The 22,277-nt window shown below is 69.7% G+C and carries 20 protein-coding genes; 13 read left to right on the top strand and 7 right to left on the bottom strand.

Annotation, left to right across the window (positions count from 1 at the left end; translation table 11 throughout):
- Window positions 1-158 precede the first annotated feature (158 nt).
- The gene (locus ASF40_RS13960) at window positions 159-2,438 is read right to left on the bottom strand and encodes a polyribonucleotide nucleotidyltransferase (protein ID WP_056370113.1); all 2,280 of its coding nucleotides are present in this window, start codon (window positions 2,436-2,438) and stop codon (window positions 159-161) included.
- Window positions 2,439-2,767: 329 nt separating this feature from the next.
- Here ASF40_RS13960 and ASF40_RS13965 point away from each other — a divergent pair, with 329 nt between their 5' ends.
- Genes ASF40_RS13965 through ASF40_RS13970 form a run of 3 tightly spaced genes read left to right on the top strand, consistent with a single transcriptional unit; the run spans window position 2,768 to window position 3,293 of the window.
- Window positions 2,768-2,950: a DUF5302 domain-containing protein gene (locus tag ASF40_RS13965; protein ID WP_056370116.1), complete on the top strand. Its 183-nt coding sequence runs from the start codon at window positions 2,768-2,770 to the stop codon at window positions 2,948-2,950.
- Between the two features lie 9 nt (window positions 2,951-2,959).
- Window positions 2,960-3,094, top strand: a complete 135-nt coding sequence (locus ASF40_RS21615) for a hypothetical protein (protein ID WP_268776132.1) — start codon at window positions 2,960-2,962, stop codon at window positions 3,092-3,094.
- A 13-nt stretch (window positions 3,095-3,107) separates the two neighbouring features.
- On the top strand, window positions 3,108-3,293 hold the full coding sequence (locus tag ASF40_RS13970) for a hypothetical protein (RefSeq protein ID WP_056370118.1): 186 nt from the start codon (window positions 3,108-3,110) through the stop codon (window positions 3,291-3,293).
- Between the two features lie 44 nt (window positions 3,294-3,337).
- Here the strand turns inward: ASF40_RS13970 and ASF40_RS13975 are convergent, their stop codons facing one another.
- Window positions 3,338-4,789: a cation:dicarboxylate symporter family transporter gene (locus ASF40_RS13975; protein ID WP_056370120.1), complete on the bottom strand. Its 1,452-nt coding sequence runs from the start codon at window positions 4,787-4,789 to the stop codon at window positions 3,338-3,340.
- Between the two features lie 183 nt (window positions 4,790-4,972).
- Between ASF40_RS13975 and ASF40_RS13980 the strand changes: the two genes are divergently transcribed.
- The 4 genes from ASF40_RS13980 (at window position 4,973) to ASF40_RS13995 (ending at window position 9,112) form a co-directional block, all read left to right on the top strand.
- Window positions 4,973-6,238, top strand: coding sequence for a sensor histidine kinase (locus ASF40_RS13980; RefSeq protein WP_056370122.1), 1,266 nt, complete (start codon window positions 4,973-4,975; stop codon window positions 6,236-6,238).
- Entirely contained in the window at window positions 6,235-6,927 is a 693-nt protein-coding gene (locus ASF40_RS13985) for a response regulator (RefSeq protein ID WP_056370125.1), read from the top strand. Before ASF40_RS13980 ends, ASF40_RS13985 begins: the two co-directional genes overlap by 4 nt.
- Before the next feature lie 164 nt (window positions 6,928-7,091).
- A complete protein-coding gene (locus tag ASF40_RS13990) occupies window positions 7,092-8,459 on the top strand; it encodes a glutamate decarboxylase (RefSeq protein WP_056370126.1) in 1,368 nt (455 codons plus the stop codon).
- On the top strand, window positions 8,456-9,112 hold the full coding sequence (locus tag ASF40_RS13995) for a YrhK family protein (RefSeq protein ID WP_235560244.1): 657 nt from the start codon (window positions 8,456-8,458) through the stop codon (window positions 9,110-9,112). The genes ASF40_RS13990 and ASF40_RS13995 overlap by 4 nt, the downstream gene beginning before the upstream one ends.
- 18 nt (window positions 9,113-9,130) lie before the next feature.
- Here ASF40_RS13995 and ASF40_RS14000 read toward each other — a convergent pair whose 3' ends face one another.
- Window positions 9,131-11,116 carry a GDSL-type esterase/lipase family protein gene (locus ASF40_RS14000; RefSeq protein WP_056370128.1) on the bottom strand — a complete coding sequence of 662 codons (1,986 nt, stop codon included), beginning with the start codon at window positions 11,114-11,116 and terminating at the stop codon, window positions 9,131-9,133.
- 31 nt (window positions 11,117-11,147) lie between these two features.
- On the opposite strand from ASF40_RS14000, the gene ASF40_RS14005 reads away from it, so the two are divergent.
- Window positions 11,148-11,864 (top strand): DedA family protein, encoded by a 717-nt coding sequence (locus ASF40_RS14005; RefSeq protein ID WP_235560245.1) that lies wholly within the window; start codon window positions 11,148-11,150, stop codon window positions 11,862-11,864.
- Window positions 11,865-11,909: 45 nt separating this feature from the next.
- Window positions 11,910-12,734, top strand: a complete 825-nt coding sequence (locus ASF40_RS14010) for a DNA/RNA non-specific endonuclease (RefSeq protein WP_056370130.1) — start codon at window positions 11,910-11,912, stop codon at window positions 12,732-12,734.
- A gap of 3 nt (window positions 12,735-12,737) precedes the next feature.
- On the opposite strand, the gene ASF40_RS14015 is transcribed toward ASF40_RS14010, so the two are convergent.
- From ASF40_RS14015 to ASF40_RS14025, 3 genes are all read right to left on the bottom strand, one after another.
- Entirely contained in the window at window positions 12,738-13,388 is a 651-nt protein-coding gene (locus tag ASF40_RS14015; RefSeq protein ID WP_056370133.1) for an FMN reductase, read from the bottom strand.
- A gap of 1 nt (window position 13,389) precedes the next feature.
- Window positions 13,390-14,589, bottom strand: a complete 1,200-nt coding sequence (locus ASF40_RS14020; RefSeq protein WP_157549776.1) for an LLM class flavin-dependent oxidoreductase — start codon at window positions 14,587-14,589, stop codon at window positions 13,390-13,392.
- 171 nt (window positions 14,590-14,760) lie between these two features.
- Window positions 14,761-15,876, bottom strand: a complete 1,116-nt coding sequence (locus tag ASF40_RS14025; RefSeq protein WP_056370135.1) for an ROK family transcriptional regulator — start codon at window positions 15,874-15,876, stop codon at window positions 14,761-14,763.
- Window positions 15,877-16,002: 126 nt separating this feature from the next.
- Here ASF40_RS14025 and ASF40_RS14030 point away from each other — a divergent pair, with 126 nt between their 5' ends.
- From ASF40_RS14030 to ASF40_RS14045, 4 genes are read left to right on the top strand one after another with little or no spacing between them, the layout of a single operon-like run.
- Window positions 16,003-18,168: an alpha-galactosidase gene (locus tag ASF40_RS14030; protein WP_056370137.1), complete on the top strand. Its 2,166-nt coding sequence runs from the start codon at window positions 16,003-16,005 to the stop codon at window positions 18,166-18,168.
- 34 nt (window positions 18,169-18,202) lie between these two features.
- On the top strand, window positions 18,203-19,489 hold the full coding sequence (locus ASF40_RS14035) for an ABC transporter substrate-binding protein (protein WP_056370139.1): 1,287 nt from the start codon (window positions 18,203-18,205) through the stop codon (window positions 19,487-19,489).
- A gap of 1 nt (window position 19,490) precedes the next feature.
- Window positions 19,491-20,429 carry a carbohydrate ABC transporter permease gene (locus tag ASF40_RS14040; RefSeq protein WP_082497075.1) on the top strand — a complete coding sequence of 313 codons (939 nt, stop codon included), beginning with the start codon at window positions 19,491-19,493 and terminating at the stop codon, window positions 20,427-20,429.
- Window positions 20,429-21,346 carry a carbohydrate ABC transporter permease gene (locus ASF40_RS14045; RefSeq protein ID WP_056370141.1) on the top strand — a complete coding sequence of 306 codons (918 nt, stop codon included), beginning with the start codon at window positions 20,429-20,431 and terminating at the stop codon, window positions 21,344-21,346. The genes ASF40_RS14040 and ASF40_RS14045 overlap by 1 nt, the downstream gene beginning before the upstream one ends.
- A gap of 42 nt (window positions 21,347-21,388) precedes the next feature.
- Here ASF40_RS14045 and ASF40_RS14050 read toward each other — a convergent pair whose 3' ends face one another.
- On the bottom strand, window positions 21,389-22,270 hold the full coding sequence (locus tag ASF40_RS14050; RefSeq protein WP_056370143.1) for an alpha/beta fold hydrolase: 882 nt from the start codon (window positions 22,268-22,270) through the stop codon (window positions 21,389-21,391).
- Window positions 22,271-22,277: the final 7 nt, after the last annotated feature.

The following is a 22,277-nucleotide window of genomic DNA, read 5'->3' on the forward strand; positions in this document are numbered from 1 at the left end:
ACGCTTTGGTCACGAAGGGCTGATCCCTAGGGGATATGTCCCCTGTTCGGCGGACACCATGCGCCAAGCACCTACCGGACGACTTACGACGGATGCCCGCCCCCTTTCGGGGACGGGCATCCGTGATTCCAGACCGGCTATCACCGGACGGCGAGGAGTCAGCCTTCGGCGGGAGCCTCCGGGCCCTCGCTGGCCGCAGCGCGACCCTCCTGGTCAGCAGCCTCCTCGAGCACCGGCTCGAGCGAGAGCTTGCCGCGGTCGTCGATCTTCGTGATCTTGACGAGCAGCTTCTGACCCACAGAGAGCACATCCTCGACGTTCTCCACGCGCTTGCCACCGGCGAGCTTGCGGACCTCGCTGACGTGCAGCAGGCCGTCCTTGCCGGGCAGCAGCGAGATGAAGGCGCCGAACGTCGCGATCTTGACGACCGTTCCGAGGAACTGCTCGCCGACCTCCGGGTTGGTGGGGTTGGCGATGGCGTTCACCTGAGCGCGGGCCGCCTCGGCCGAGGGGCCGTCGGTCGCACCGATGTAGACGGTGCCGTCCTCCTCGATGGAGATCTGCGCGCCGGTCTCGTCCTGGATCGCGTTGATCGTCTTGCCCTTCGGGCCGATCAGCTCGCCGATCTTGTCGACCGGGATCTGCACGCTGATGACGCGCGGGGCGGTCGGAGCCATCTCGTCCGGGCCGTCGATCGCGGCGTTGAGCACGCCCAGGATCGTGAGGCGCGCGTCCTTGGCCTGCGTGAGCGCCGCGGCGAGCACCGACGACGGGATGCCGTCGAGCTTCGTGTCGAGCTGGATCGCGGTGACGAACTCACTCGTGCCGGCCACCTTGAAGTCCATGTCGCCGAGGGCGTCCTCGGCGCCGAGGATGTCGGTCAGCGCGGCGTAGCGCGTCTGGCCGTCGACCTCGTCCGACACGAGACCCATCGCGATGCCGGCGACGGGAGCGCGCAGCGGCACGCCCGCGTTCAGCAGCGACAGGGTCGAGGCGCACACCGAGCCCATCGACGTCGAGCCGTTCGAGCCGAGAGCCTCGGACACCTGACGGATCGCGTACGGGAACTCCTCGCGGCTGGGCAGCACCGGCACGAGTGCGCGCTCGGCCAGGAAGCCGTGCCCGATCTCGCGACGCTTCGGGCTGCCGACACGGCCGGTCTCACCGGTCGAGTAGGGCGGGAAATTGTAGTGGTGCATGTAGCGCTTGCTCGTGACCGGCGACAGCGAGTCGATCTGCTGCTCCATCTTGAGCATGTTCAGCGTGGTGACGCCCAGGATCTGGGTCTCGCCGCGCTGGAAGATCGCCGAGCCGTGGACGCGCGGGATGACCTGCACCTCCGCGTCGAGCGGACGGATGTCGGCCAGGCCACGACCGTCCATGCGGACGCCCTCGGCGAGGATGCGACCGCGGACGATCTTCTTGGTGACCGACTTGTAGGCGGCAGAGAACTCGATCGTCGCGACGGCCGGGAGCTCGCCCGCCTCGACGGCGGCGAGGAGCTCCGCCTTGACGGCGTCCTTCAGCTCGTCGTCGGCGTTCTGGCGGTCCTGCTTGTCGGCGATCTGGTAGATCGGGACGAGCTTGTCGTACGCGCGGTGCGCGACGAAGTCGTACGTCTCCTGGCTGTACGGCAGGAAGACAGGGAACTCCTTGATCTCCTTCGCCGCGGTGTTGGCGACGACGTTCTGCGCCGCGACGAGCTCCTTGATGAAGGGCTTCGAGGCCTCGAGGCCCTGCGCGACGATCTCCTCGTTCGGCTTGGTGGCCCCCGCCTTGATGAGGTTCCAGCTGTGCTCGGTGGCCTCGGCCTCGACCATCATGATCGCGACATCGCCGTCGGGCAGGACGCGACCGGCGACGATGAGGTCGAACACGGCCTCCTCGAGCTGGGTGACCGTCGGGAACGCGATCCACTGGTCGGCGTGCTCGCCGTGACCCGGGATGAGCGCGAGGCGCACACCGGCGATCGGGCCCGAGAACGGCAGACCCGAGATCTGGGTCGACAGCGAGGCAGCGTTGATCGCGAGCGCGTCGTAGAACTCGCCCGGCGCGATCGAGAGCACCGTGACGACGATCTGCACCTCGTTGCGGAGACCGTCGACGAACGACGGGCGCAGCGGGCGGTCGATGAGACGGCAGACGAGGATCGCCTCGGTCGAGGGACGGCCCTCGCGACGGAAGAACGAACCGGGGATCTTGCCCGCGGCATACGAACGCTCTTCGACGTCGACGGTCAGCGGGAAGAAGTCGAAGCCCTCACGAGGCGACTTGCCGGCGCTGGTCGCCGACAGGAGCATCGTCTCCTCGTCGAGGTACGCGGCGACGGCACCCTGTGCCTGCTGCGCGAGTCGTCCGGTCTCGAACCGGACGGTACGGGTGCCGAAGCGGCCGTTGTCGAGAACGGCCTCAGCGGCGGTGATTTCAGGACCTTCCAAGAGGTCTCTCCTTCTTTGTTTAGGCTCGCACGCGCGTTTCGCGCACGAGCTTGTGCGAAGGAGCAGGAACAGGCAGATCTCGGCGCGCGGGAGTGCCGCGGGGTTCGCCAGCGCTGGTCACCAGTAGAAGATCACCCGACGTCGTCCGGCGGGGAATCCACCACAGGGGACCAGCTTCCTGCCGGCCTGCTCCACAGTGCCCATTTGAAGCACAGTGCTCACATGTGGAATTGAGCGGTTGCCACACGGCAACCCGCCCAAGCCTATCAGCAGCATGCCCGCTGACCCCCACCCTGGCGAGCGTCGGATGCCGCGCCTAGGGTGGGGGCATGAGCACCGACGAGAAGCCGGCGTCTGCGGCATCCGATGAGATGAAGCGCAAATTCAAGGAAGCACTCGACAAGAAGAACGCGAATCACCGCGAGGGCGAGGCCCACATGGATGGCGACTCCGCGATCCACGGCACGCACGGCGCGGTCACGAAGCGCGAGTTCCGTCGCAAGAGCGGATAGGAGCAGGCCATGGTCTTCGACCCGACGTTCCACGAGATCTCGAACGAGGCCGACGAGCTGCCCGACCTGGACGGTCAGGACGACGCCCCTCCCCTCGCGGGCGAGATCGAGGAAGACGAGCTGCCGCCGTACGGCGAGCAGTGATCGCGAGCAGGCCATGAGCGACTTCCGAGAGCGGATCCCCGACGACGAGCGCGACGTGCCCGTCGACGACGGCGTGGAGTTCGAGCTCCCGCCGCCGACCATCGACCCGCTCGAAGCGGTCGAGGAGGACGTCGACGAGCTCGAACTCGAGGAGCGCGAGTCGGCGATCGAAGCCGGCGAGATCGCGCCGGACGACTGAACGGGCGGGCGCGGGTCCGACCCGCGCCCGCCCGTTCCGTCCGCTCAGCGCGACAGCAGCTGCTCGCGTTCGCGGGCGCGGCGCTCCTTGGCTTCCGCCTCCGTGACGGCGGCCTCTTCGAGTCCCTGCACGCCGACCGCGTCCGCGGCGCGCGACATCCCGTCGTGACCGTCGCCCGACAAGGTCGTCTCGTCGAACGGCAGCTCCCCGGCGAGCACGCGGCGCGCGCGGGAGGCGTCGAACTCCTTCGTCCACGTGCCGATCAGCACCGTCGCGACGGCGTTGCCGGTGAAGTTCGTGAGCGCGCGGCCCTCCGACATGAACCGGTCGATGCCGACGATGACGCCGACGCCGTTCACGAGGTCGGGCCGGTACGCCTGCAGACCGCCGGCGAGCGTCGCCAGGCCCGCACCGGTGACGCCGGCCGCACCCTTCGAGGCGATGATCATGAAGACGAGAAGGCCGATCTGCTGGCCGATCGACATCGGGGCGCCCATGCCGCTCGCGATGAACAGTGAGGCCATCGTCAGGTAGATCGCCGTGCCGTCGAGGTTGAACGAGTAGCCGGTCGGCACGGTGATGCCCACCACCGGCTTCGAGACGCCGAGGTGCTCCATCTTCGCGATGAGGCGGGGCAGCGCCGATTCGGAGGAGGACGTGCCGACGATGAGCAGGTACTCGCGGGCCAGGTACTTGATGAGGCTGAAGATGTTCACGCGGGTGACGGCGTACAGCAGGGTGCCGAGGACGCCCACGATGAAGAGCACGCACGTGATGTAGAACGCGATCATCAGCGTGCCGAGAGCCCAGATCGCGGCGATGCCGGTGTTGCCGACCACGGCGGCGATGGCGCCGAACGCTCCGATCGGCGCGAGCCACAGGATCATGCCGAGGATGCGGAAGACCAGCGCCTGCAGGTGCTTCACCGCGTTCATGATCGGCGCCCCCTTGTCGCCCATCTGCTGCAGCGCGAAGCCGACGAGCAGGGCGATGAACAGGACCTGCAGCACGCTCTCACCGGTGAAGGCCGAGAAGAACGTCGTCGGGATGATGCCGAGGATGAACTCCTGGGTCGTCTTCGCCTCGGCGGTCGCCTCGTAGGTGGCGCTCGCCATGTTCAGGCCCTCGCCCGGGTGCAGCAGGTTGCCGACGACGAGGCCGATGGCGAGCGCGAATGTCGACATCACCATGAAGTACAGCAGCGCGAGACCGCCGATCTTGCCGACGGTGGCCGCTTTCGCGATGGATCCGACACCCACCACGATCGTGCAGAAGATGATCGGCGCGATCATCATCTTGATGAGCGCGACGAAGCCCTCGCCGAGCGGCTTGAGCGCGACGCCGACGTCGGGCCAGACCAGCCCGACGATCGCGCCGAGGACGACGGCGGCGATGACCGAGAGGTAGAGCCAGGTGTGCTTGTCCCACGCCTGCTTGCCACGTCTCCAGTTGAAGCCGGGGAGCGTGAAGGACGTGGTGCGGGTCGAGAGAGCCATCATTGCCTCCTGCGGGATGAAACGGCGGTGTTTCCGCGGTGCCGCTCGAGAGTGCGGCGTGTGACACAGCGTGCGCGCCGCGGCGGCAACCGGCGATTTACGGTCGTATTGGTCGCACCCGCGGACTCCCCCCGGCGCCCTCGACGGGCGAGGATGGAGGCGGCGGCATCGATGAGGAGGGCCATGTCAGCGAGGACGCAGCACGGCAGCGCGGCATCGCGCGTGTTCGTCGTCGTCGCCGTCTCGGCGGCCGTGATCGTCGCCGCCCTCGCCGCCGTGCTCGTGCTCGACGCGGAGCGCTCCGAACGCAATGAGGCGGAGGAGGTGACGCGGGCCGTCGCCTCGTCTCTCGCGTCACTGCCCGAGGTGGCGGAGTCCCTGAGCGCGCCCGACCCTTCGGCAGCGCTGCAGCCGCTCGCGGCCGACGTGATGGCACAGACAGGCCTCGACTTCGTCACGATCATGACCCCGGACGGCATCCGCGTCAGCCACCGCGACCCCGCCGAGATCGGCCGGCACTACCTCGGCACGATCCCGAGCACGCCGAGCGTCTTCACCGAGGAGTTCACGGGCACGCTGGGCCCGTCGGTGCGGACGATCGTGCCGGTGACCGCCGAGGGCGGAGTCGTCGGCTGGGTCTCGGTCGGCGTCACGATTGGCAGCATCTGGTCGAAGATCCTGCCGCGGTTGCCCTTCGTCGTGTCGATCGCCCTCGCCCTCCTCGCTGCGGGCCTCGTGGGCGCGTGGCTCGCCCGTCGCACGACGCGGCGCGTCGCGGGCGACCTGCCCGCCGGGACGATCCGCGACGCGGTCGCGTCGTACGAGTCCGTGCGGACGCTCGGCGAGGCGCTGCGCGCGCAGACCCACGAGCACGGCAACCGCATGCACACCGCGGTGTCGCTGCTCGAGCTCGGCCGCACGAGCGAGGCGATCGAGATCCTCACCGAGACGTCTCGGCAGAGCCAGGAGCTCGTCGACCAGGTGGCCGCCCGGCGCGGCGGCGACCCCACCGTGGGGGCGCTGCTGCTGGGCAAGGCGGCCCAGGCGCGTGAGCGCGGCATCGAGTGGTCGGCCGAGATCGACCCGGATGCGCCACGAAGCGTGCTGTCGCCCGTCGACGCGGTATCGGTGGTCGGCAACCTCATCGACAATGCGATGGATGCCGCGGCCGCGGCGGAGCCGCCTCGCTGGGTGCGCGTCGTGTTCGGGAAGACGCCCTCCTCCCCTGCCGCCCTGCGGCTGGAGGTGTCGGACAGCGGCACCGGCGTGCCCGAGGCGCTGCGCGAGCGCATCTACGAGCATGGCTTCACCACCAAGCCGGGCGGAGCCGAGGGACGCGGGGTGGGCCTCGCGCTCGTGCGCTCGATCGTGGCGAGCGCCGGCGGTCACGTGGAGCTGCGCGACGACCCCACGGTCTTCGTGGTCACCCTTCCGGCGAGGGCGACATGATCCGTGTCCTCCTCGTCGACGACGACGCGCTCACGCTCGAGCTGCACCGGGACTACCTCGCGCGCCTGGACGACTTCGAGTCCGTCGGCGAGTGCACGGGCGCTCGTGCCGCGATCGAGGCCGTGCTGGAGCGCGGGAACGAGATCGACCTCGTGCTGCTGGACGTCACGATGCCGGACGGCACGGGGCTGGACGTGCTGCGGCATGTGCGCGCCCGCGGCGCCGCCGTCGATGTCATCGCGATAACCGGTGTCCGCGACGCCGACGTCGTGCGGCAGATGGTGTCGCTCGGCGTCGCGCAGTACGTCGTCAAGCCGTTCACCTTCGCGGTCTTCCGCGAGCGCCTGGAGCAGTACCGCGAGTTCCGTCGACGCGCGGCCGAAGCCGCGGGCGCGCCGACGCAGGCCGAGATCGACGCGCTCCTCGGGGCGCTGCGTCCGGCGACGCCGGTCGCGCTGCCGAAGGGCCTCTCGGCCGACACACTCGCCCGCATCAGCGACGAGGTGCGCGAGCGCGGCCCTGTCTCGGCCGCGGAGGCCGCGGAGCGGCTGGGGATGTCGCGCGTCGCCGCTCGTCGCTACCTCGAGCACCTCGTGGCCGAGGGTCGAGCGCAGCGCGCGGCGCGCTACGGCACGCGCGGCCGGCCGGAGTCCGAGTACGCGTGGGCGCAGCATCCGTCCCCTCCGTAGGAGAACAGCGACCGAACATCGCCCTCTCACGCGATCCAGGGGATGACGGCGCGACCTCAGCGGTATAGCTTCGGCACCGAAGGGACCGATCGGGGCGCGGTGGACTGGGCATCGCAGGCCCCGAGGCGCGCCCGCGCGACAGGCCCGCAAGCGACGGAGGATGCATGTACCAGGACGAAGCGCTCCAGCCCACCTTCACACGCGCCGGGGAGGCGACGACCGCGAGGTACAACGTCATCCCCGAGGGCGAGATGCTGCCCGAGACGGCGTACCGCGTGATCCGCGACCAGACGATGCTGGACGGCAACGCCCGGCTGAACCTCGCCACCTTCGTCGGCACATGGATGGACGACTACGCCAACAAGCTCGCCGTCGACTCCGCCGACAAGAACATGATCGACAAGGACGAGTACCCGGCCACGGCCGCCATCGAGGAGTGCTGCTGGCGAATCCTCGGCGACCTGTGGAACGTCCCCGACAACGACGACGTGATCGGCACGTCGACGATCGGCTCGTCCGAGGCGTGCATGCTCGGCGGCCTCGCGCTCAAGCGCCGCTGGCAGCACGCACGCCGCGCGGCGGGGAAGTCCACCGAGAAGCCGAACCTCATCATGAGCTCGGCGGTCCAGGTGTGCTGGGAGAAGTTCTGCAACTACTTCGACGTCGAGATGCGGCTGGTGCCCGTGACCGCGGAGCACCCGCTGATGGACGGCATCGGGCTCGAGGACTACGTCGACGAGAACACGATCGGCGTCGTCGCGATCGTGGGCGTCACCTACACGGGCGCGTACGAGCCGGTGAAGGCCATCGCCGCGAAGCTCGACGAGATCCAGGAGAAGACGGGGCTCGACATCCCGATGCACGTCGACGGCGCGTCGGGTGCCATGATCGCGCCGTTCCTGCAGCCCGACCTCGAGTGGGACTTCCGCGTGGAGCGCGTGCAGTCCATCAACACGTCGGGGCACAAGTACGGGCTCGTGTACCCGGGCGTCGGCTGGGTGGTGTGGCGCAACGCCGCGGCGCTGCCCGACGACCTCGTCTTCAAGGTGAGCTACCTGGGTGGCTCGATGCCGACCTTCGCGCTCAACTTCTCCCGGCCCGGCACGCAGGTGCTGCTGCAGTACTTCCGGTTCCTGCGCCTCGGTCGCGCCGGCTACACCGCGATCCAGCAGGCCTCGCAGAACGTCGCGGTGTACCTCTCGTCGGCGATCGCCGAGCTCGACGCGTTCGAGCTGCTCAGCGACGGCACCGACATCCCCGTGTTCGCGTGGCGGCTCAAGGAGGGCCACACCGACAAGTGGACGCTGTACCACCTGTCCGAGCGACTGCGGATCAAGGGATGGCTCGTCCCCGCGTATCCGCTGTCGGGCGAGTTGTCGGATCAGACCGTGATGCGCATCGTGTGCCGCAACGGGCTCAGTCGCGACCTCGCCGAGGACCTCATGAAGGACATCAAGAACGAGACCGAGTTCCTCGACTCGCTCGACAGCCCCATGCCCCACCCCGGCATCGGCCCCAGCTTCCACCATTGAGCGCGCGACGACCGCTGGACCCGGCCGCGCGGCGGATCCGGCGACTCCGGCGGGAGTCCTGGGGCTTCGCGGTCGGGTCGGCGCTGTTCTTCGTCGGCGTCGTCCCGGCCTACGCCGCGTGGGCGGGTCCGGTCGGCGCGAACGTCACGTTCTTCGCCGGATCGATCTTCTTCACCACGGCGGGTCTCATCCAGCTGCTGCTGAGCGGGCGCCGCACGCCGGACGCGCGCATGAACCGGGCCGACCGCTTCGACTGGTGGGCCGCCGCCATCCAGTTCGCCGGCACGCTCCTGTTCAACGTGTCGACCGCCGCCGCCCTCATCGCCGCGATCGCGGATCCGGACTACGTCGGGGCCGGATGGCGGCCTGACGCATGGGGCTCCGCGGCCTTCCTCGTCTCCAGCGTCCTGGCGGTCGCGGCGACGAAGGACCGGGGGACGCTGTGGGATCGCGACGCGCGCACGTGGCACGGCACCGGCCTCAACCTGCTGGGTTCGATCGCCTTCGGGGTGTCGGCGGTCGCGGCGTTCGTGGTGCCGTCGACCGGCGAGCTGTTGAGCCCGCTGTGGGCGAACCTCGGCACGGGCGTCGGCGCGCTCTGCTTCTTCGCGGCCGCGCTGCTGGCCCGGCGCACGATCGGCGAGGCGGACTGAAGAGACGGAACGGATGCCTCAGCCGGCGTGCACGCGAGCAGGCACGTCGCCCGGACCGCCGATGAGCACGTAGTCCGTGTGCTTGGCGACGAGCCCGTCGCCGGCCGTGCGTCCGTGGAGGCGTCGCCACACCCACGGCAGGGCGTCGCGGCGCAGCCACGTGCCCGGAAGCACCGGGTCGTCGTCGGCGTGCAGACTCGCGTCGAGCTCGCCGAGGGCCTCGGCGTCGGGCACCCCGAGCGCCTCGGCCGCGCGGTACGCGAGGTACCGGTGGCCGCGCGGGCGAAGGTGCACCTTGTCGTCGGCCCAGAGGTCGAGGTCGCCGATGGCGGGGAGCCCGCGCGCGTCGAGGAACGCGTCGGTGTCGAGCAGCACCGCGCCGGTGGATGCGGCGATCCGGCGCAGTTCGGACGAGAACACCGCGAACCGGCGGCCGAACAGCCGCGCAGGGCGCCGACGCGGGAGGAAGGGCGTCACGAGGAGCACGTCGATGCCGGCTGCGCGCAGCTGCTCCACGGATTTCTCGAGGTTGCGCGCGACGGCGATCGGATCGACGCGGCGCGCGACGAGGTCGTTGGCCCCGATGAGGATCGAGACCAGCTGCGGCCGCAGTGCCAGCGCCTGCGGCACCTGCTCACTGACGACGTGCCGTACCCGACGGCTGCGCACCGCGAGGTTGGCGTAGCGGAACGGCTCGCCGGAGCCGCCGGCGTGCGCGAGCAGCTGTGCGAGCCGGTCCGCCCACCCGCGGTACCGCCCGGTCGGCATCCGCGAGGCGTCGCAGAGCCCCTCGGTGATCGAGTCGCCGAGCGCGACGAACCGCGACCACGAGCGCGGCGGAGCGGGCGTCGGAACCGCCGGCCGGGTCGCCGCACGCTGAGGCTGCGCGTCGTCGATGGGCCGCAGCATCCGTGCCTCGTCGTAATGCTCCACCAGGCGGCTGCAGACGGCGTGCCACGTGCGCTCGCTCACCGACTCGCGGGCAGCCGCAGCGAACGCGCGGCGCTTGCCGTCGTCGCCGACGAGATCGGCGACCCGCGCGCGCAGGTCGACCAGGTCTCCGGGCCGGTACAGCCAGCCGTCGACCGACGATCGCACCAGGTCGACGGGTCCGCCGACACCGGTCGCGACGACCGGCACGCCGCTGGCGAGCGCCTCCTGGATCGTCTGCCCGAACGTTTCGCTCTCGCCGGGGTGCACGAACACGTCGAAGCTCGCGAGCGCCTCGGCGAGCGCGGCTCCGGCGAGGTGCCCGGTGAAGACGGCGTCGGGCAGCGCGCGCTCGAGCGCCGGACGTGAGGGTCCGTCGCCGACGATCACGAGGCGCGTCCCCGGGAGCCCGGCGAGCGCCGCGAGATCCTCGACCTGCTTCTCGGGGGCGAGGCGGCCGACGTAGCCGACGATCGCCTGACCCCGCGCCACCTGCGCACGCCAGCCGTCGCTGCGCCGCTCGGGACCGAAGCGCAGGGCGTCGACGCCGCGCCCCCAGCGACGCAGGCGGTCGACGCCGAGGCCCTCCAGCTGCTGCAGCGACGCCGTCGACGGCGCGAGGGTGAGTGTCGCCCGTCGGTGCAGCCGCCCGATGTGGCGTCCGACGAGCGCGGCGGCCTGCGGCATCCCGTACTTCTCCGCGTACGCGACCACGTCGGTCTGGTACACGGCGACGGAGGGCACGCGCAGCGCGTCGGCGGCCGCGAGACCCTGCCAGCCGAGGACGAACGGCGACGCCAGATGCACGACATCCGGCCGGAACTCGCGGAGGATCGCCGTCAGCCGGGCGGCGCGCGCGAACACCACGCGCACCTCGGGATACGACGGCAGGGGCGCCGAGCGCAGCAGCTCGGTGCGGGCGCCGTGGAGATCGGTGGTGATCTCCCCGGCACGCGGTGCGATGACGAGGGTCTCGTGTCCTTCGGCGGCCAGATGCCGGAGGACCTGGAGCACCGACCCCGTCACCCCGTTCATGTGGGGCAGGAACGATTCGGCGAGCAGTGCGACTCTCACGCCTCCAGGGTGACGGGACGAAGGAGGACGGATGCCGCGAACCGGCGTCCGTGCGCAAGAGTTCACCGGATGCACCGCGGCGGGTCACCGGACGTGCCCCGTTCCGTCGCCGTTCACCGCAGGCGGCTACCAAGAAGACATGGTCGAGGACCTGCTCACCAGCATCGCGTCGAGCGCGTGGGCGTTGCCGCTGCTGTTCGTGCTGGTGCTGGGCGACGCGTTCCTGGTGGTGATACCGGGCGAGGCGGCCGTCACCGCGCTCGGGGCGCTGGCGGTGTCTCAGGGCGAGCCGGCGCTGGCCGCGATCGTGCTCGTGGCAGCCGCGGCCGCATTGACCGGCGATGTCGCGTGCTATCTCGTGGGCCGCACGATCGGCCTCGAGCGCTGGCGCTGGATGCGCGCACCCCGCGCGCAGGCCGCGTTCGCATGGGCCCGGCTGCGGCTCGAGCGCCGTGCGGCGCTCGTGCTCTTCACCGCCCGGTTCATCCCGTTCGCACGACTCGCGGTCAACCTGACGGCGGGAGCCACCCGGCTTCCGGCGCCGCGCTACCTCGCGGTGGCGGGCCTCGCCGCGCTCGCGTGGGCGATCTACCAGGCTCTGATCGGGGCGCTCGTCGCGACGCTGGTGCCCGGCGGCCCGGTCGTCGCGGTCGTGGTCTCGGTGGTCTTCGCGGTCGGCCTCGGGCTGGCCATCGACGCGGTGCTCGCGCGCCGGCTGCGAGCCCGGCGGGCGACGGGCGATGAGTGACGCGTGGCAACGCGCGGTGTCGCCCGCGCAGACCAGGATGGAGTCGTGGCAGACGTGATCTCGGACGCGTACGACGACGGCTTCCTCGGCATCCCGCTCCCCCTCCCGCATCCGGCGGACGGGCGCGCGGTGCGCGAGCTGACCTACCCCCGGTTCACGGTGCTCCTCGATCCGCAGCGCCGGCTCGCGGTCGTCACCGGCGTGAACATCGACGGGGCGACGCTGCAGGACCTCCCGCGCACCGGCGACTGGGAGCTCGACGCGCGCGTTCCCGCGACCGAGCAGGCCGGGCCCGCCGTCTACGCCTCCAACGACCTCGATCGGGGGCACCTGGTGCGCCGGCGGGATCCGGGCTGGGGCTCGGCCGCCGAGGCGCGGCGCGCGACCGAGGCGACGTTCACGTATCCGAATGCGGCGCCGCAGGCGAGCGGGTTCAACCAGTCCAAAGAGCTGTGGCTCGGCCTCGAGGACCACGTGCTCGAGTTCGCCGAGACGACCGACGAACGCCTCAGCGTCTTCACCGCACCGGTGCTGCACGACGACGATCCGCCGTACCGCGGCATCCGTGTTCCGCGACGATTCTTCAAGGTCGCCGCGTGGGCGACACCGCACGACGACGGAGAGCCGCGGCTTGCGGCGGCAGGCTTCGTGCTCGACCAGTCGCAGCTGATCGACCTGAGCGAGGGCGTGCTCGGGGTGCCGGTGCTGGGCGCGTTCCGCACGTTCCAGGTGCCGATCGGCGACATCGAGGAGCTCGCGGGCGTCGATCTCGGCCCGCTCGTGGAGGCCGATGTGCTCCCCCGCACGACAGTGCGCGGAGAGGACGCGTGGCGTCCCCTCCGCGCCCCGGAGGATGTCGTTCTCGGCTGAGGGCTACTCCCCCGCGAGACCGCCGAGCAGATGGCCGAACGAACGGTCCTCACCGAGGTAGTTGGCGGGGTCGAACGGATCGGCATCGGTGGCCGGCTCACGGCGCGCGATCGCCTCGGCGAGCTCCCGGGCGCCGCGGTCGATCCGCTCGCCCAGCGGGGCGATGTTGTCGGCCGACGCACCCCAGTCGCTGGATGCGGCGAACACTCCGGTCGAGACGGGCTCGGCGTGCAGGTACGTGAACAGCGGCCGGATCGCATAGTCGATCGCGAGCGAGTGGCGCGCGGTGCCGGCGTTCGCGCCGATCAGCACGGGCTTGCCGGTGAGGGCGTCGGGGTCGAGCACGTCGATGAACGACTTGAAGAGTCCCGAGTAGCTCGTCGAGAAGATCGGCGTGACCGCGATGACCGCGTCGGCCGACACGACCGCGTTGATCACCGATTCGAGCGCCGCAGGCGCGAACCCCGTGAGGAGGTTGTTCGTGATGTCGTGCGCGTAGTCGCGCAGCTCGAACACGTCGGCCTCGACCTCGATGCCGCGCTCGGAGAGCTGCTTCGCGGTGGCTGCGGCGAGCCGGTCGGCCAGCATGCGGGTCGACGACGGGTTCGACAGTCCGGCCGAGATCACTGCGATGCGGCGTGCGGAGCTGGTCATGTCACGCCTCCTTCCGGCCGAGACCGAACGCCGCGCCCGCGGGGGCGGGGGTGTCGGCGTAGGGGCTCGCGCCCACGAGGTTGTCGCCGCGGTTCGCGCCGGGAACGGCCTGGCGCGGCGCCTCGTCGCCGTACTTCGCGGTCACGAGATTCGCGTGCGTCGGGGCATCCGGAACGTCCGCCGGCCGGTTCTTCTGCAGCTCCTTGCGCAACACCGGAACCACCTCGCCGCCCAGGATGTCGAGCTGCTCGAGCACGGTCTTGAGGGGCAGACCGGCGTGATCCATGAGGAACAGTTGGCGCTGGTAGTCGCCGTACGTCTCCCGCATCGCGGCGTATCGGTCGATCACCTGCTGGGGCGATCCCACCGTGAGCGGCGTCATCTCGCTGAAGTCCTCGAGCGACGGGCCGTGGCCGTAGACCGGCGCATTGTCGAAGTACGGGCGGAACTGCTTCACCGCGTCCTGGGAGTTCGCAGCCATGAAGACCTGCCCCCCGAGGCCGACGATCGCCTGCTCGGGCGTGCCGTGACCGTAGTGCGCGAAGCGCTGGCGGTAGAGCTGGATCAGGCGCTGGTAGTGCTCCTTGGGCCAGAAGATGTTGTTCGCGAAGAAGCCGTCACCGTAGTACGCGGCCTGCTCGGCGATCTCGGGGGTGCGGATCGAGCCGTGCCACACGAAGGGCGCGACGCCGTCGAGGGGACGCGGGGTCGAGGTGAACCCCTGCAGCGGCGTGCGGAACTGGCCCTCCCAGTCGACGACGTCCTCGCGCCAGAGGCGGTGCAGCAGGTTGTAGTTCTCGATCGCGAGGGGCAGGCCCTGGCGGATGTCCTTTCCGAACCACGGGTACACCGGGCCGGTGTTGCCGCGCCCGATCATGAGGTCGGCGCGGCCATCCGACACGTGCTGCAGCATCGCGTAGTCCTCGGCGATCTTCACCGGGTCGTTCGTGGTGATGAGCGTCGTGGCGGTCGAGAGGATGAGGCGCTCGGTCTGCGCCGCGATGTACGCGAGCGTCGTGGTCGGCGACGACGACCAGAACGGCGGGTTGTGGTGCTCGCCGAGCGCGAAGACGTCCAGGCCCACCTCCTCGGCGTGCTGGGCGATCTTCAGGGTCGCCTTGATCCGCTCCGCCTCACTGGGCGTGGTGCCGTCGGTCGGGTCCTGGGTGATGTCGGACACCGTGAAGATGCCGAACTGCATACCCGACCACGTGGTGCTCTCGCTCACGATCGCTTCTCCGCTCTTTCGCCGTGCGGGTTCTCCGTCGTGCGAATCCATGCAAATGAATGTATCTCGTGCAACGTGTGCGCACCAAGAATATTCCGGACCGTTTCGAAACGGTCGCCGTGGGCCCTCGCGCGCGAGAGTGCGTCAGTCGAACTGCAGGCTGTCGACCGCGGCCTGGATCGCGACGGCTGCGGCACCCCGGGCCCAGGCGGTGAATCCGGAGTCGTCGACGAACAGCTGCACGGGCTGCGCTCGCGGGTCCCGACCCGCCGAGATCGCGGCGCGGATCCGATCCTCGACGATCGGGAACAGCCCGATGCCGTCGCCCGCCAGCACCGCCGCGCTCTGGAATGTCAGGTTGGCCGCCAGCGCGATGAACCTGCCCAGCGCATCGGCCGCGGCATCGACCACCGCGGCGGCGGCCGGCTCACCGGCGATCGCCAGCGCGAGGACCTCGTCATAGGTGACCGTGCGCTGCAGTGCCGCCGACACCTGCGCGGCGATCGAACCCGATGTCAGCATCGCCTGCGAGCATCCGCGGTGCCCCTCCTGGCAGAGCGGGCCGGTGTCGCTCAGCGGGATATGCCCCCCGAGGCCGAGACCCGCTTCCGCGGAGTGGACCACCTCGCCGTGGACGACGAGCCCGTAGCCGACGCCCACTCCGATCGTCAGGACGACGAAACCCGGGATGCCTCGGCCGAGGCCGAACCAGCGCTCAGCCTCGGTCAGCGCGACGAGATCGTTCTCCAGCGTCACGGGGACGCCGACTTCACGCTCGAGGATCGACGCGAAGTCCACCCCCTCCCACCCGAGGAACGGGGCATAACGCACCGTGCCGTCGGCGACAGCACCGCCGAGGGCGGCACCGACACCGACGAGGGAGTCGTCCGTCATGGCGCGGAGCGCTCCGGCGATCACTGCTGCGACTCCTTCGGGTTCATGCGTGGCGAGCGGGACCGTCCGCTGAGCGACGAGACCGGCACGGACGTCCGTGACCACCGCATGGACGGCGTCGCCGGTGATCTTGACGCCCGCGAAGACTCCGAGGCCGGGTGCGACGTCGAGCGGTCGCACCGGGCGCCCCACCGTGCCGTCGGCCAGATCGTCGAGCTCGACGAGGTAGCCACGATCGAGGAACGGCTTCGCCAGCCGTGTGAGGCTCGCCGGCGACAGGCCGAGCCGGTTGGTGAGCGCGCTGCGAGCGATCGGGCCATGGATGAGCACGGCCCGCGCGAGGGCGCGCTCGCTGTCCGTCAGCATCGTCGGCGATCTCCCCCCACATCCCTAATGGTTTCATTATGGCACGAATACCCCTTCAAGCGCCGATGGCGCGACCGTTTCGCTTCCTCTTGTGGGACTCATTACTTCCGTGATAAAACTAACTTTATGCACAGCACCGACCGGTTGCTCGACGCCGAGCGCACCTCTCCGTCCGCCGAGCCTCGCGTGCTCCACCTCAGCCGCGGAGGAACGAGCGTCGTCGTCGACCTCGACGCGACGCCCGGACCGGCGATCGTGCACTGGGGCGAGGCGCTCACGGGCTCCACTCCTGACACGCTGCGCTCACTCGCGGTGGCCGCGCGCGGCCAGCGCGTGTCCGGCGGCCTCGACACGACGCCTGCCCTCACACTCGTGCCCACCGGCGCCGAAGGATGGTTCGCCGCCCCGGGACTCGAGGGGCACCGCGAGGGTGCGGGTGTCAGCATCCGTCTCTCTCTCGCCGACGTGCAGGCCGGCGAGCACCGCGCGAGCCTGGCCCTCGTCGACGCCGAGGCGGGTCTCGCCGTGCGCGTCGAGGTGCGCATCGGGCCGAGCGGCCTGCTCCACCAGCGGGTGACGGTGCGCAACGCCGGCGCGACGCCGTACACACTGCAGGCCACGCACCCCACCTTCCCCCTCCCCTGGGATGCCACCGAGGTGCTCGACACCACGGGACACCACCTCCGCGAGCGGTCGCCGCAGCGGCGCGACCTCGGCATCGGCGTCCATGTCCGTGAGAGCCGTCGCGGCCGGACCGGGGCCGACTCCACGATCCTCCTCGCGGCCGGCCGGCCGGGGTTCGGCTTCGAGAGAGGCCGGGTCCACGGCATCCACGTGGCCTGGAGCGGCAACCACCGCGTTCTCGCCGAGCGCACGACCACCGGAGACGCCTTCCTCGCGGGCGGCGAACTGCTGCTGCCCGGCGAGGTGGTGCTGGCGGCCGGTGCGGCGTACAGCTCCCCCTGGGTGATCGGCTCGTGGGGCGACGGGCTGACGGCGCTGTCCGCGCGCTTCCACGACGAGTGGCGCGCCCGGCCGCAGCATCCGCGTCGGCCCCGGCCGGTCACGCTGAACACCTGGGAGGCGGTCTACTTCGACCACTCGCTCGATCGGCTCACCGCACTCGCCGACGCCGCAGCATCCGTCGGCGTCGAGCGGTTCGTCCTCGACGACGGCTGGTTCGAGGGCCGCCGCGATGACACCGCGGGGCTCGGCGACTGGACGGTCGACACCGCCGTCTGGCCCCGGGGCCTTCACCCCCTCGTCGACCACGTGCGAGGGCTCGGGATGGAGTTCGGCCTCTGGGTCGAACCCGAGATGGTCAACCCCGACAGCGACCTTGCGCGGCAGCACCCGGACTGGCTCCTGCGGGGACGGATGTCGCTGCCGCCGTCCGCTCGCCAGCAGCAGGTGGTGGACCTCTCGCAGCCGGAGGCGTACGCCCACATTGCCGGGCGTCTGCATGCCCTGCTGGACGAGTACCCGATCGCCTACCTCAAGTGGGATCACAACCGCGATCTCGTCGACGCCGCGAGCGGACCCGCGGGGGGCGCCCGCGTGCACGAGCACACGCTCGCGGTCTACCGGCTGATCGACGACCTCAAGGCAGCCCATCCCGGGCTCGAGATCGAGAGCTGCGCCTCCGGCGGCGCACGTGTGGATCTCGGCATCCTGGATCGCACCGATCGCGTGTGGACCAGCGACAGCCTCGATCCGCTCGAGCGGCTCGACAACCAGAAGCACACCGGCATCGTGGTGCCCCCCGAGATGCTCGGCATGCACCTGACGAGTCCCGTCGTCCATTCGTCGGGGCGGACCGTCTCGCTCGGTCTGAGCGGCGCCGTCGCGCTGCTCGGCCATTTCGGCATCGAATGGGATCTGACCAGCCTCGATGACACCCGTCGTGCCGAGATCGCGGAGTGGGTCGCCCTCGCCAAGCGCCTGCGCCCCCTCATCGCGTCGGGTCGCGTCATCCACGTCGACGGCACCGACCCGGGAATCGACGTGCGCGGGGTGGTGGGAGCGGATGCCGCATCCGCCGTCTTCACGATCGTCCAGACCGCGACCAGCGCCGCGTATCCGCCAGGTCGCGTTCGCATGCCCGGACTCGATCCCGCCCGTGCCTACCGGCTCCGCGTCCTGATCCGGGACGACGACGCCGGGCAGTCGGCCCTCGAATGGGCCGAGTCCGACATCGTGCTGACCGGCCTGCAACTGGCCGAAGTGGGCGTGCGCCCACCCGTGCAGCGCCCGCAGCAGGCGATGGTCGTCGAGCTCACCGCCGAGAACTGAACACTCCCCACCCCCACGCGCAAGGAGGCGCACGATGAGAACCATTCACCGACGATGGATCCGGCCGCTCGCGGTCGCCGTCATCGCCGCGACCGCCGTCGCCGTCGGCGGCTGCGCCCAGAACCCCGCCGACGGCGTGACGACCCTGAACTTCTTCCAGTTCAAGGGCGAGGCGCTCGAGGACTTCAACGAGATCATCGCGGGCTTCGAGGCGGAGAACCCCGACATCAAGGTGGTGCAGAACCAGGTCGCGGACGCCGACACCGCCATCCGCACGCTGTTGGTGAAGGATCGCATCCCCGATGTCATCACCCTCAACGCGAACGGCAACTTCGGCCGGCTCGCACAGGCCGGCGTGTTCTACGACTTCTCGAACGAGCCGGTGCTCGAGACCATCAACCCCGCCGTGCAGGACATCCTCGCCGACCTCGGCTCCTACGGCGACGAGGTGAACGGTCTCGGCTACGTCAACAACGCCAACGGCGTCATCTACAACCAGGACATCTTCGAGGAACAGGGCCTCGAGGTCCCCCAGACCTGGGACGAGTTCATCGCGGTCTGCGACGCGCTGGTCGACGCCGGCATCCAGCCCTTCTACGGCACGCTCGCGGACTCGTGGACCGGCATCCCGTCGTGGAACGCCCTCGGCGCCTACCCCGCCCAGAACGGCTTCTTCGACAAGATGCGCGAGGAGGGCGAGAACGTCGGCCCTGACTCCGAGGTGTCCTTCGAGAAGGACTTCGTCGAAGCGATGGACCGCCAGTACCAGCTGTACTCGTACATGCAGGAGGGCTACCGCGGCAAGACGTACGACGACGGCAACGCAGCCTTCGCGCGCGGCGAGTCGGCGATGCTGCTCCAGGGCATCTGGGCCACCAACCCGATCAAGCAGGTGAATCCCGACATCCGGATGGGGATCTTCCCCTACCCCACCGACGAGCCCGGCGAGAGCCTGCTCGTGTCCGGCGTCGATGTCGTCTTCACGCTCGGCAAGGACAGCCCCAAGCACGACGCGGCGATGCGCTTCATCGACTACGTGTTCCAGCCCGAGGTGATCGAGAAGTTCGCCGCGTCGCAGAACATGGTCCCGTCGGTCGAGGGCGCCGAACTCAGCGACGATCCCGCGCTGCAGTCGGTGCGGCCGTACTTCGAAGACCGGCGCATCACGGGCTTCATCGACCACCAGATCCCGCCTGCGCTCCCCCTCATCCCCACCGATCAGCAGTTCCTCTTCGACGGTGATGCCGAGAAGGCGCTGAAGACCCTCGACCGCGAGTGGGCCAAGGTGGCCGCCCGCACGATCCCCGTGACGGGAGAATGACATGGCCACCACCCTCACCCAAGCCGTTCGGTCCACTCCGGTCGGCACCGCGCGCAAGCGTGCGTCCCGCACGCGCAGCGACTCCTCGCGTGCCCTCCCCGCCTACTACTGGATGGTGTGGCCCGCGGTCATCGCGTTCGCCGCGTTCCACACCCTGCCGGTCGTGGTGGGCATCTTCTTCAGCTTCACGAACTATGCCGGCTATGGCGCCTGGAACTTCGTGGGTCTGTCGAACTACCTCAACCTGTTCAAGGACGACCGCGTCCTGCAGGCCTATGGCTTCTCGTTCCTGTTCGCCATCGTCGCCACGATCCTGACGAACGTGTTCTCGCTGGCGATCGCCCTCGGACTGAACGCGAAGATCAAGGCGCGGAACTTCTGGCGCGGCGTGTACTTCGTGCCCTACATCCTGGCGATCCTCGTGATCGGCTACGTGTTCCAGTTCTTCTTCTCGAACTCGCTGCCGAAGATCCTCTCGGGCATCCCGCTGTTCCGCGACAACATCCTCACGAACGAGACGTGGGCGTGGACCGCGATCGTCGCGCTCGCCGTCTGGCAGGCGTGCGCCTTCGCGATCATCATCTACCTTTCGGGGCTGCAGACGATTCCGTCGGAGCTCTACGAGGCGTCGTCCCTCGACGGCGCCAGCCCGTGGCGGCAGTTCCGATCGATCACCTTCCCTCTCATCGGGGCGTTCTTCACCATCAACGTGGTACTGAGCCTCAAGGGATTCCTTCAGGTCTTCGACCCGATCGTCGCCCTCACCAACGGCGGACCGGGCACGTCGACCGAATCAGTGACGCTGCTCATCTTCCGGGGCGGCTTCTCAGGCGGAGAGTTCGCCTACCAGACGGCCAACGCGGTGATCTTCTTCATCGTGATCACGGTCGTCTCACTCCTGCAGTTCCGGGTCCTTCAGCGCAGAGAGGCCGATTTCTGATGACCACCATGACCAACACCGCGTCCCAGCTCGAGCAGGAGGTCGACGCCGTCACGGCGAACAACCGCCGCAAGCGTCGCAGCGAGCCCGACGACGACACGCGCAAGACCAATTGGTGGGCCACCGCGCTCATCGCGGTGTGCTCGCTCACCGTGCTGATCCCGCTCTACCTGGCGGTCGTCGTCGCCCTCAAGACGCCGGATCAGCTGACCGAGGGCACCGGGTTCGAACTGCCGAACCCGATCCGCTGGGAGAACTTCGCCGACGCCTGGGTGCGCACGAGCTTTCCGCAGGCGCTGCTGAACACGGCGATCATCACCGTCGGCTCCGTGGCGTTCACACTGCTGACGAGCTCGATCGTGGCGTACGCGCTGGCACGCAACATCCACCGCCCGTTCTTCAAGGGCGTGTTCTTCTACCTGCTGGCTGCGCTATTCATCCCGTTCCCGATCATCATGCTGCCGCTCGTCAAGCAGACGTCGATCCTGGGACTCGACAACCAGGCCGGCATGATCATCCTGTACACGATCTACGGGCTGTCGCTGAACATCTTCATCTACACGGCGTACATCCGCTCGATTCCGATCGAGCTCGAAGAGGCCGCACGCGTCGACGGCGCCTCGACGTGGAGGGTGTTCTGGCAGGTGATCTTCCCGCTGCTCATGCCGATGAACGCGACGGTCGGCATCCTCACGTGCGTGTGGGCGTGGAACGACTTCATCATGCCGCTCGTCGTGCTCACAGAGCCCTCGGCGCGGACGCTCTCGCTCGCGCAGTACGTCTTCCAGGGGCAGTTCAACACCGACTACACGGTGGCGTTCGCGTCCTACCTGATGGCGATGGCACCGCTGCTGATCGTCTACATCTTCAGCCAGCGCTGGGTGATCTCTGGCGTCACGCGAGGCTCGATCAAGTGAGATGAGGAGAGTGGATGCCGCGGGCTGCGGCATCCACCCCTCTCACTGCGCGTCGGCGAAGAGTCGCAGCATGTCGCGCGCGAGCTGGTGCGGAGCGGTCTCGCAGGGCGCGTGCCCCGTGGGGTACGTCGCGACACGGGCGCCGATGCGCGCGGCGTAGGCATCGTGCTGCGCCTGCGGCCAGAGGTCCTGGTCGCCGACGGCGATGAGCTTCGGGATGCCCGTGGCCGCGACGGCGTCGGCGAAGTCGGGCGTCGACATCATGAGTCCGACGACGTCGTCGATGCAGGCGCGGCCCGTGACGCCGAGCCGCTCGCGCACGAAGGCGATGCGGCCGGGAGGCGTGCGGTTGAGGTTGTACCGGATGCCCCACAGGATGAGCCCCGCGGCGCGGTGCGGCGACATGTCGGAGATCGGCCCGATGTGCTTCACGCCACGGAAGACCTGGCCGGTCGCGGGCGGCGCAGCCATGAGCGTGAGGCTCCGGAACAGGTCGGGACGCTCGACGAGCGCGAGCTCGGTGACCAGGCCCGCGAAGCTGTAGCCGAGCACGTGGGCGGGGCTGCCGTCCTCGAGGATCGCGATGAGATCGTCGACGAACAGCGCATAGTCGTATTGCTCGCGCGGCGGGTCGAGGTGCTGCGGGCCGGCCTCCACCGACTCGTAGTGGCCGGCGATGTCGTACGACTCGACGCGGTACCCGGCGGCGGCGAGCAGCGGGAACAGCAGCACGAAGTCCTCCTTCGACCCCGCCACGCCGGGGACGAGCACGACCCTCGGCGCGTCGTGGTCACCCAGGCGCACCCGCGCGAGACCGCCACTGGGGGCGCGGAACTCATCGCGCTCCGTGCCGCCCGGGAACACATGCCAATCGAGGTCGCCAATGGCCTGGTCGCGCTGCAGCGCGTCGTCGATCGTCGTCATCGCGCCT

Origin of the sequence: Microbacterium sp. Leaf288, assembly GCF_001422925.1 — a bacterium.
Classification (GTDB): Bacteria; Actinomycetota; Actinomycetes; order Actinomycetales; family Microbacteriaceae; genus Microbacterium.